This window comes from Roseateles sp. P5_E11 (genome assembly GCF_054049355.1).
This window is the reverse complement of record NZ_JBFUMO010000238.1, coordinates 1-8,481: the sequence shown is the minus strand read 5'-3', so window position 1 is coordinate 8,481 and position 8,481 is coordinate 1. Positions and strand designations below refer to the sequence as shown.

The window sequence follows — 8,481 nt, the reverse complement described above, 5'->3', positions numbered from 1 at the left end:
CCGCCCGACATGGCGCGGGTACCGACCGAGGTGAATCGCCTCAGCAACCAGGTGCTGGTGCAAGAGTTTGAAACCGAGTGGGGCCAGGTTCACTAGGCGCGCCTTTTGCCGGAAGATCGGATCGCCGGCAAAAGACGCTGGCGCAGGAGCCACCCATGCAGACTGCCACCCTGAAGCCCGAAGCCCTGGCCCAGGTCGACCTGCCGTCGACGCCGCCCGGCACCGATGCCAGGAATATTGACAGCATCTATGACAACCTCGTCCACGGCGTCGGCCACGAGCATGTGACCGAAGCCAATGTCGAGGCGCTGATGCAGCGCGCCGCGGCCGACCACCACCCGGTATTGGCCGAAGAGCTGCGCGAATGGCGCTCAAACAGTGATGGCGACGATGTGAAGCCCGTGGCGAGCTGACGGGCGAGGCGACGGCGCAGGCTGCTACCCTGCCGCCCTTGCGCCCGCCCCAGCCCTCTTTTCCCCGCGTCGAAACCACCGGCCCCTCCCGCCGGGCGCTGCTGCTCGGCCTGCTGGCCGGCGGCTGCACGCCCGACGCGCCGGCCCTGCAGGGCGGCTGGGTCGGCACCCATCCCGAGCGCGGCCATCGGCTGCGGGGCGAAAGACCGAAGGCCGACGGGCCGCTGAAGACCACGGGCGTGCTCATCGTCGGCGCTGGCGTCGCCGGCCTGGCCTGCGCGCGTGCGCTGGCCCGGCGCGGCATCGACGACTTCGCCCTGCTCGACCTCGAAGACCAGGCCGGCGGCAACAGCCGTGGCCACGTGCTGGCCGGCGCGCCCTGCCCCCTCGGCGCTCACTACCTGCCGCTGCCCGGCGCCCAGGCGCGTGAAGTCAATGAGCTGCTGCACGAGCTGGGCCTGGCCCGTGAACAACTCGGCCGCACGGTCTGGGACGAGCGCCACCTCTGCCACAGCCCGCAGGAGCGCCTCTTCATCGACGGCGAATGGCGCGAGGGCCTGCTGCCGCCGCCGGAGGGCGCGCAGTCGCTAGCGCAGTACCGGCGCTTCTCCGCCCTGGTCACCCAGGCCCAGCGCGAGCTCGGCTTTGCCATGCCCAGCCACCGCGCCCGCTGGACCGCCGGCCATGCCACGCTCGACGCCCAGACCTTCGCCACCTGGCTGGACACCGCCGGCCTGAACGATACCCGGCTTCGCTGGTATCTCGACTACTGCTGCCGCGACGACTTCGGCGCCGGGGACAGCACCGTCTCGGCCTGGGCCGGTCTGCACTATTTCGCCAGCCGCCATGGCTTCCATGCGCCCGGTGACGAGGCGGCCGAGCGCGAGCCGGTGCTGACATGGGCCGAAGGCAATGGCTGGCTCAGCGCCCACATCGCCGCGCCGCTGCGCGAGCGCATCCACCTGGGCCGCACGGTGTTGCGCGTGACCGAGCAGCGCCAGGGCGTCGAACTGCTGGCCTGGAACGAGGCGACCGGCGCGCCCGAACGCTGGACCGCCCGCGCCGTCGTCATGGCCGCGCCCTTGTTCGTGTCGGCCCGGCTGCTGGCCGCGCCGCCTGACGCCCTGCGCTCGCTGAAGCAGGCCCACGCCCCCTGGCTGACGGCCAATCTCGCGTTGCGCGAGCCGCTGCTGCAGCGCGCCGGCGCGCCGCCGTCCTGGGACAACGTGCGCTACGGCAGCACCGCCCTGGGCTATGTCGACGACCGCCACCAGTCGCGCGACCCGACGCCGCGCCCGCCGGTGCTGACGGCCTACCTCGCCCTGCCCGAAAGCCAGCGTGGCGAGCTGCTGAAGCAGCCCTGGCAGCACTGGGCCRGGATCGTCACCCAGGAGCTGGCCCAGACCCACCCGGACCTGCCGGCCAAGCTCGAGCGCATCGACCTCTGCCGCTTCGGCCATGCGATGAGCATCCCCGCACCTGGCCTGCGTGGCTCGGCCGAGCTGGCCGCGCTGAACGCCCAGCGCGGCCGCGTCGTGTTCGCACACAGCGACCTGGCGGGGTACTCGGTGTTCGAGGAGGCCTACACCGCGGGCATTGAGGCGGCCGCGCGGCTCAGCCTTTGAACTGCCGTCTCGCGCGGCGCGAACGCCTTCAGCAAGGCATCGAGCAGGGCCTCGGCCTTGGCGCTGTTGTCGGCGCCRTAATTGCAGACATAGACGTCCAGCGTCACACCGCCCAGCTCGGGCCAGGTGTGCACGGCCAGATGCGATTCAGCCAGCAACACGACGCCGGTGACGCCGCTCTGCTCGTCCTTGGGTGCGAAGCGGTGGAAGAGTTCGGCGACGCCGGTGAGCCCTGAACGGGTCACTGCGTCGCGGCACAGCGCGGCGAGCGCGTCGGCGTCGCGCATGACCGCCAGCGCCGGGTCGACGCCGTGCAGGTCGGCCGTCAGATGCAGGCCCTGCACGTCAGCCTCCAGTGACGGGAGGAAAGAAGGCCAGCTCGTCGCCGTCCGACAGTACGGCGGATTCGGCGCACATCTTCTGGTTCAACGCTGCGCGCACTGCGCGACCACATGCCAGAGCCTCAGCATGGATGCCACCACGTGCCTGCAGCGACTCGCGCGCCACGGCGACGGTGCTGCCCTCAGGCAAGGTGATCGCTTCGCCCTCGCCCAGCTTCTCGCGCAGCGACGCAAAGAACCGCAGTCGGACCGTGATGCTCACGCCAGCAGCTCCGCGAACGGAATGAAGCGCACCGCGTCGCCGGCCTTGAAGGCCTGGCCGGCGGGGTTGTCGAGCAGGCCGTCGGCCCAGAACGCCGAGGTCAAGACGCCGCTGCTCTGGTTGGAGAACATCGCCAGGCCGCCCTCTTCGTCCAGACGCACCCGCAGAAACTCGCGGCGTTTGTCGGGCTTGGGCCAGTCAAAGCCGGCCGCCAGCCGATAGCCCCGCGGCGTCAGGCGCGCAGCGCCTTGCAACTTCAGCAGGAAGGGTCGCACGAGGACCAGGAAGGTCACCAGGCTGGAAACCGGGTTGCCGGGCAGACCGATGAAATGCGCCTCACCCACGCGGCCATAGGCGAAGGGCTTGCCGGGCTTGATGGCGATGGCCCACAGGTCTAGCTGGCCCTCAGCCTGCACGGCGGGGCGCAGATGATCTTCCTCGCCGACGGACACGCCCCCCGAGGTCAGGATGACGTCGGCCCGGGATGCGGCTTCGCGCAGCGCGGCGCGGGTCGCATCGAGGCGGTCGGGCACGATGCCAAGGTCGATGACCTCGCAGCCCAGGCTTTCGAGCAAGGCACGCAGCGTGAAGCGGTTGGAGTTGTAGATGGCACCGGGCGGCAGCGGCTCGCCGGGCATGACGAGTTCATCGCCGGTGGAGAACAGTGCGACACGCGGTCGGCGGGTGACGGTCAGCTCGGCGGCGCCAGCGGTCGCGGCCAGCCCGACGGAGACCGCGTCCAGCCGCGTGCCCGCAGGCAGCACGACCGAACCGGCGCGCACGTCCTCGCCACGCAGGCGCACGTTGGCGCCGGCGGTGACGGGCTGGGTCACGCTGACCTTGTCGCCCACCAGCTCGGTGAACTCCTGCATGACGACGGTGTCCGCACCCGGTGGCACATGGGCGCCCGTGAAGATGCGCGCCGCCTCGCCGGGTGGCAGCGGTGCGGGCACGCTGCCGGCGGGAATGCGCTGCGTGACAGGCAATGCCTGGCCCGCATCGGCGGCGCGCAGGGCATAGCCGTCCATCGCCGAGTTGTCGGCCGGTGGCACGTCCACCGGCGAGATCAGGTTCGCAGCCAGCACGCGGTCTACGGCAGCGCTCGTCGCCAGCGTTTCGCGTTCAGCCAGCGGCTGGACCTGCGCCAGCAGCGCGGCCAGCGCCTCGTCCAACGGGATCAGCGGCTTCCTGGGGGCTTCAGACATGGGCGTGAATGTAGGCCTTCACCTGGCCTACATCGGCCGGCATGACCTTCACGCGCTTGGGGAGTTCTTCGATGCCTTCCAGCCCGGCGGGCCGCGGCGGCTCGATGGCCAGGGCCTCGTGGATGGTTGCCGCGAACTTGGCCGGCAGGGCCGTCTCCAGCACCAGCATCGTGACGTTGGGATCGCGCTTCTCCAGCGCCACCTTGAGGCCGTCGGCGGTGTGCGGGTCGATGATGACGCCGTGCTCGGCATGGCAGCGGCGGATGGTTGCCACACGGTCGGCATGCGTGCTGCGGCCGGACACGAAGCCGAAGCCGGCGATGTCGGCATGCTCGCCGCCGCCCAGCTCGAACTGGCTGGCGCCGAAGTGCTGCTTCACGCGACCACCGTCGCGGCCGAGCAGGTCGAAGACGAAGCGCTCGAAATTGCTCGCCTTGGAGATGTCCATCGACGGGCTGGACGTCTCGTGCGTGTCGGCCGTGCTGCGCGGGCGGTAGGCGCCGGTGCGGAAGAATTCGTCCAGCACATCGTTCTCGTTGGTCGCGACAACCAGCTGCTTGACGGGCAGGCCCATCATGCGCGCCACGTGGCCGGCACAGACGTTGCCGAAGTTGCCGCTCGGCACCGTGAAGCTGATCTTCTCGGCGTTGCTCTTCGTCGCCTGGAAATAGCCGGCGAAGTAGTAGACGACCTGGGCCAGCAGGCGCGCCCAGTTAATGGAGTTGACCGTGCCAATGCGGTGCTCGCGCTTGAAGGCGAGGTCGTTGGACACGGCCTTGACGATGTCCTGGCAGTCGTCGAATACGCCATCGATGGCGATGTTGTGGATGTTCTCGTCTTGCAGGCTGAACATCTGCGCCTGCTGGAAGGGGCTCATGCGGCCGTTGGGGCTGAGCATGAAGACATTGACGCCCTTTTTGCCGCGCATGGCGTACTCGGCGGCGCTGCCGGTGTCGCCGGACGTTGCGCCCAGGATGTTCAGCGTCTCGCCGCGACGRCCGAGTTCGTACTCGAACAGCGCGCCCAGCAATTGCATGGCCATGTCCTTGAAGGCCAGCGTCGGGCCGTTGGACAGGCCTTGCAGCGCGATGTGGTCGCCCAGCCAGGTGAGCGGCGTGATCTGCTCGGTGCCGAACACTTCGGCTGTGTAGACCTTGCGCGTGATGGCGCGCAGGTCGTCGGCGGGGATGTCGTCGATATAGAGCGACAGGATCTCGAAGGCCAGGTCGGCATAGGCCAGGCCGCGCCAGCGAGTGAGCGTGGCGGCGTCGACTTTCGGGTAGGCCTTGGGCAGGTAAAGGCCGCCGTCGGGAGCGAGGCCTTCGAGCAGGATGTCGGAGAAGCCGCGCTCGGTCTGGTCGCCGCGGGTGGAGATGTACTTCATGTCAGTTCAGGCTCAGGCGAGCTCTTCCTTGCGGATGCGGACGATGGGGGCGAGCACGGTGGGCAGGCCCTGCATCTTGGCCAGGGCCTCGTTCATGCGGCCTTCCACCGTGTCGTGCGTCAGGATGATGAGGTCGGTCTGGCGCTCGCCTTCGCCCGACTCGCGCTGCAGCACGGCGTCGATGGAGATGTCGTGCTCGGCCAGGATGGTGGTGATGCGCGACAGCACGCCCGGCTGGTCGGCCACGACCAGGCGCAGGTAGAAGGCCGTGTGCACGTCGGCCATCTCGAGGATGGGTGTGTCGCTCATCGCGTCGGGCTGGAAGGCCAGGTGCGGCACACGGTGGTCGGGGTCGGCCGTGTGCAGGCGGGTCACGTCCACCAGGTCGGCGACGACGGCCGACGCGGTCGGCTCGGCGCCGGCACCCTTGCCGTAGTAGAGCGTCGTACCGACGGCATCGGCCTGCACGACGACGGCATTCATCGCGCCTTCGACGTTGGCGATCAGGCGGCTGGATGGGATCAGCGTCGGGTGGACGCGCAGCTCGATGCCATTGTCACGACGGCGCGTGATGCCCAGCAGCTTGATGCGGTAGCCGAGCTGCTCGGCGTACTTGATGTCGGTGGCCTGCAGGCTGCTGATGCCCTCGACGTGGGCCTTGTCGAACTGCACCGGCACGCCGAAGGCGATGGCGCTCATCAGGGTCAGCTTGTGGGCCGCGTCCACGCCTTCGATGTCGAAGGTCGGGTCGCTCTCGGCATAGCCCAGGCGTTGCGCTTCCTTCAGCACGGTGGCGAAGTCCAGGCCCTTGCCGCGCATCTCCGACAGGATGAAGTTGGTGGTGCCGTTGATGATGCCGGCGATCCACTCGATGCGGTTGGCCGTCAGGCCTTCGCGCAGCGCCTTGATGATGGGGATGCCGCCGGCCACGGCCGCCTCGAAGGCGACGACGACGCCCTTCTCGCGCGCCGCTTCGAAGATCTCAGTGCCGTGCAGGGCCAGCAGGGCCTTGTTGGCGGTGACGACATGCTTGCCGTTGGCAATCGCCTGCAGCACGAGGCTGCGGGCCGGCTCGATGCCGCCGATCAGCTCGACGACGATGTCGATATCCGGGTTGTTGACGAGCTGCTGCGCGTCACCGACGCAGGGCACGCCGTCACCCACGATGGCCTGGTAGGCCTTGGCGCGCTCGGCGTTGCGGGCGGACACCATCGCGATCTCGATGCCCCGGCCGGCGCGGCCGCGAATCTCGGCCTGGTTGCGCTGCAAGACGTGGAAGGTGCCGGCACCGACGGTGCCGAGGCCGATCAGGCCAACTTGAATCGCTTTCATCGCAGGGCTCTCAGGACAGGAAATCAGGAAGTGTGGCGGCGGCGGTAGCCGGCCAGGAAACGGTCGATGCGGCCAATGGCCTCACGCAGATCATCCACATTGGGCAAAAAGACGAGGCGGAAGTGGTCATGCTCGGGCCAATTGAAACCGGTGCCCTGGACGATCAGCACCTTCTCCTCGGCGAGCAGCTCGTAGGCGAACTGCTGGTCATCGGCTATTGGGTAGACCTTGGGGTCCAGCCTCGGGAACATGTAGAGGGCCGCTTTGGGCTTGACGACGCTGACGCCCGGGATCTGCGTCAGCAGCTCATAGGCCAGGTCGCGCTGGTGGCACAGGCGCCCGGTCGGCGCGACCAAGTCCTTGATGCTTTGGTAGCCGCCCAGGGCCGTCTGGATCGCCAATTGACCCGGCGTGTTGGAGCACAGGCGGAGGGACGCCAGCATGTTCAGGCCCTCGATGTAGTCGCGGGCATGGCGCTTCTCGCCGCTGACGATCATCCAGCCGGCACGGTAGCCGCAGGCACGGTAGTTCTTGGACAGGCCGTTGAAGGTGATGAACAGCACGTCATCGGCCAGCGACGCCATGGCGGTATGGGTGTTGCCGTCGTACAGCGTCTTGTCGTAGATCTCGTCGGCAAAGATGACGAGTTGGTACTTGCGGGCCAGTTCGATGATGCCCAGCAGCAGGTCGTCCGGGTACAGCGCGCCGGTCGGATTGTTCGGGTTGCAGACCATGATGCCGCGGGTGCGCGGACTGATCTTGGCCTCGATGTCGGCCAGGTCGGGCAGCCAGCCGGCGCCCTCGTCACAGCGGTAGTGCACCGGCCTGCCGCCCGACAAGCCGACGACGGCGGTGTAGAGCGGGAAATCGGGCGCCGGGATCAGGATCTCGTCACCATCGTTGACCAGGGCGTTGATCGCCATCTGGATCAGCTCGGAGGCGCCGTTGCCCAGGTAGACATCGTCCACCGTCACGCCCTTGACGCCCTGCTGCTGCGTGTAGTGCACCACCGCCTTGCGCGGCRCGAACAGGCCCTTGCTGTCGGTGTAGCCGCCGGCGTCGCCGAGGTTGCGGATCATGTCCTGCACGATCTCGTCCGGCGGCGTCAGGCCGAACACCGCCGTGTTGCCGATGTTCAGCTTGATGATCTTCTGGCCCTCTTCCTCCATCTGGCGCGCCTTGTCCAGCACGGGGCCGCGGATGTCATAGMTGACGCTGGCGAGCTTGCTGGACTTGGCGATGGGCTTCAAAAGGGGCTCCGGCGCAGCAATGCTGCAGTGCAAGAAGGTGCAAAAAGGGGGATCTTGGAGTTTAAGCAAGGCCCGGGCATGCGGCCTGCCGTTCTGCGCGACACTCGCGCCCGGCTTTTCGCACCTTTTCCCGATGAAGTTCCAGCTTGACGAGCCGCAAGGCGGCAACAGCATTTCGCGCCATGACGCCCAGGGGGTCTGGGTCAACGGCCGGCCGCACACGGCGAGTGTCCTGGTCCCCTGGAAAGGCGACGTGGCTGCCTGGGCGCCTTCGCGCTTCGAGGAACTTCAGCCTGCACATTTCGAAGCGATCAAGGCCTTGAACCCCGAACTGGTCGTCTTCGGCAGCGGCGCCCGGTTGCGTTTCCCGAGCCCGGCCCTGTGGCGTGGGCTGGTTGAAGCGCGCATCGGCTTCGAAGTCATGGACAACGCAGCCGCTTGCCGCACTTACAACGTGCTTGCCAGTGAAGGCCGCAACGTTCTGGCAGCATTGCTCATTGAGGGATGACCTCCGCCGGTCGGGAGACCGGGGAGGCTTTATAATCACGGGCTATTGCTTGCGGGCGCCCGCGTAGATTGTTTTTGTGAAAGGCTTCACAGAGCGATCACGAACCGGGGACCCCGTGAGCACAACTCCTGCTGCACCCCCCAATGACGCCTGCGCTCAAC

9 protein-coding genes are annotated in these 8,481 nt (G+C 68.0%); 3 read left to right on the top strand and 6 right to left on the bottom strand.

Annotated elements, in window-relative coordinates; all coding sequences use genetic code 11:
- Nucleotides 1–155: 155 nt before the first annotated feature.
- Nucleotides 156–413, top strand: coding sequence for a hypothetical protein (locus tag ACXJKR_RS17625; protein WP_056195613.1), 258 nt, complete (start codon nucleotides 156–158; stop codon nucleotides 411–413).
- Nucleotides 414–451: 38 nt separating this feature from the next.
- Nucleotides 452–2,038, top strand: coding sequence for a flavin monoamine oxidase family protein (locus tag ACXJKR_RS17620; protein WP_457323922.1), 1,587 nt, complete (start codon nucleotides 452–454; stop codon nucleotides 2,036–2,038).
- On the opposite strand, the gene speD is transcribed toward ACXJKR_RS17620, so the two are convergent.
- The 6 genes from speD to ACXJKR_RS17590 are packed head-to-tail and all read right to left on the bottom strand — an operon-like array spanning nucleotide 1,996 to nucleotide 7,812.
- Nucleotides 1,996–2,382 (bottom strand): adenosylmethionine decarboxylase, encoded by a 387-nt coding sequence (speD, locus tag ACXJKR_RS17615; protein WP_457323921.1) that lies wholly within the window; start codon nucleotides 2,380–2,382, stop codon nucleotides 1,996–1,998. The two genes, ACXJKR_RS17620 and speD, sit on opposite strands and share 43 nt — an antisense overlap.
- 1 nt (nucleotide 2,383) lies before the next feature.
- Nucleotides 2,384–2,641, bottom strand: coding sequence for a molybdopterin converting factor subunit 1 (gene moaD / locus ACXJKR_RS17610; protein WP_394326315.1), 258 nt, complete (start codon nucleotides 2,639–2,641; stop codon nucleotides 2,384–2,386).
- Nucleotides 2,638–3,846 (bottom strand): molybdopterin molybdotransferase MoeA, encoded by a 1,209-nt coding sequence (locus ACXJKR_RS17605; protein ID WP_457323920.1) that lies wholly within the window; start codon nucleotides 3,844–3,846, stop codon nucleotides 2,638–2,640. Before ACXJKR_RS17605 ends, moaD begins: the two co-directional genes overlap by 4 nt.
- The gene (gene thrC / locus ACXJKR_RS17600; RefSeq protein WP_457323919.1) at nucleotides 3,839–5,230 is read right to left on the bottom strand and encodes a threonine synthase; all 1,392 of its coding nucleotides are present in this window, start codon (nucleotides 5,228–5,230) and stop codon (nucleotides 3,839–3,841) included. Before thrC ends, ACXJKR_RS17605 begins: the two co-directional genes overlap by 8 nt.
- A 12-nt stretch (nucleotides 5,231–5,242) precedes the next feature.
- Nucleotides 5,243–6,562: a homoserine dehydrogenase gene (locus tag ACXJKR_RS17595; RefSeq protein ID WP_457323918.1), complete on the bottom strand. Its 1,320-nt coding sequence runs from the start codon at nucleotides 6,560–6,562 to the stop codon at nucleotides 5,243–5,245.
- Nucleotides 6,563–6,585: 23 nt separating this feature from the next.
- The gene (locus tag ACXJKR_RS17590; RefSeq protein WP_457323917.1) at nucleotides 6,586–7,812 is read right to left on the bottom strand and encodes a pyridoxal phosphate-dependent aminotransferase; all 1,227 of its coding nucleotides are present in this window, start codon (nucleotides 7,810–7,812) and stop codon (nucleotides 6,586–6,588) included.
- On the opposite strand from ACXJKR_RS17590, the gene ACXJKR_RS17585 reads away from it, so the two are divergent.
- On the top strand, nucleotides 7,787–8,320 hold the full coding sequence (locus ACXJKR_RS17585) for an Mth938-like domain-containing protein (RefSeq protein WP_457323916.1): 534 nt from the start codon (nucleotides 7,787–7,789) through the stop codon (nucleotides 8,318–8,320). The genes ACXJKR_RS17590 and ACXJKR_RS17585 overlap by 26 nt on opposite strands.
- Nucleotides 8,321–8,481: the final 161 nt, after the last annotated feature.

Coding starts and splice junctions, on each gene's coding strand:
- ACXJKR_RS17625 (WP_056195613.1), top strand. CDS start 156: ATGCAGACTGCCACCCTGAAGCCCGAAGCCCTGGCCCAGGTCGACCTG.
- ACXJKR_RS17605 (WP_457323920.1), bottom strand. CDS start 3,846: ATGTCTGAAGCCCCCAGGAAGCCGCTGATCCCGTTGGACGAGGCGCTG.
- ACXJKR_RS17595 (WP_457323918.1), bottom strand. CDS start 6,562: ATGAAAGCGATTCAAGTTGGCCTGATCGGCCTCGGCACCGTCGGTGCC.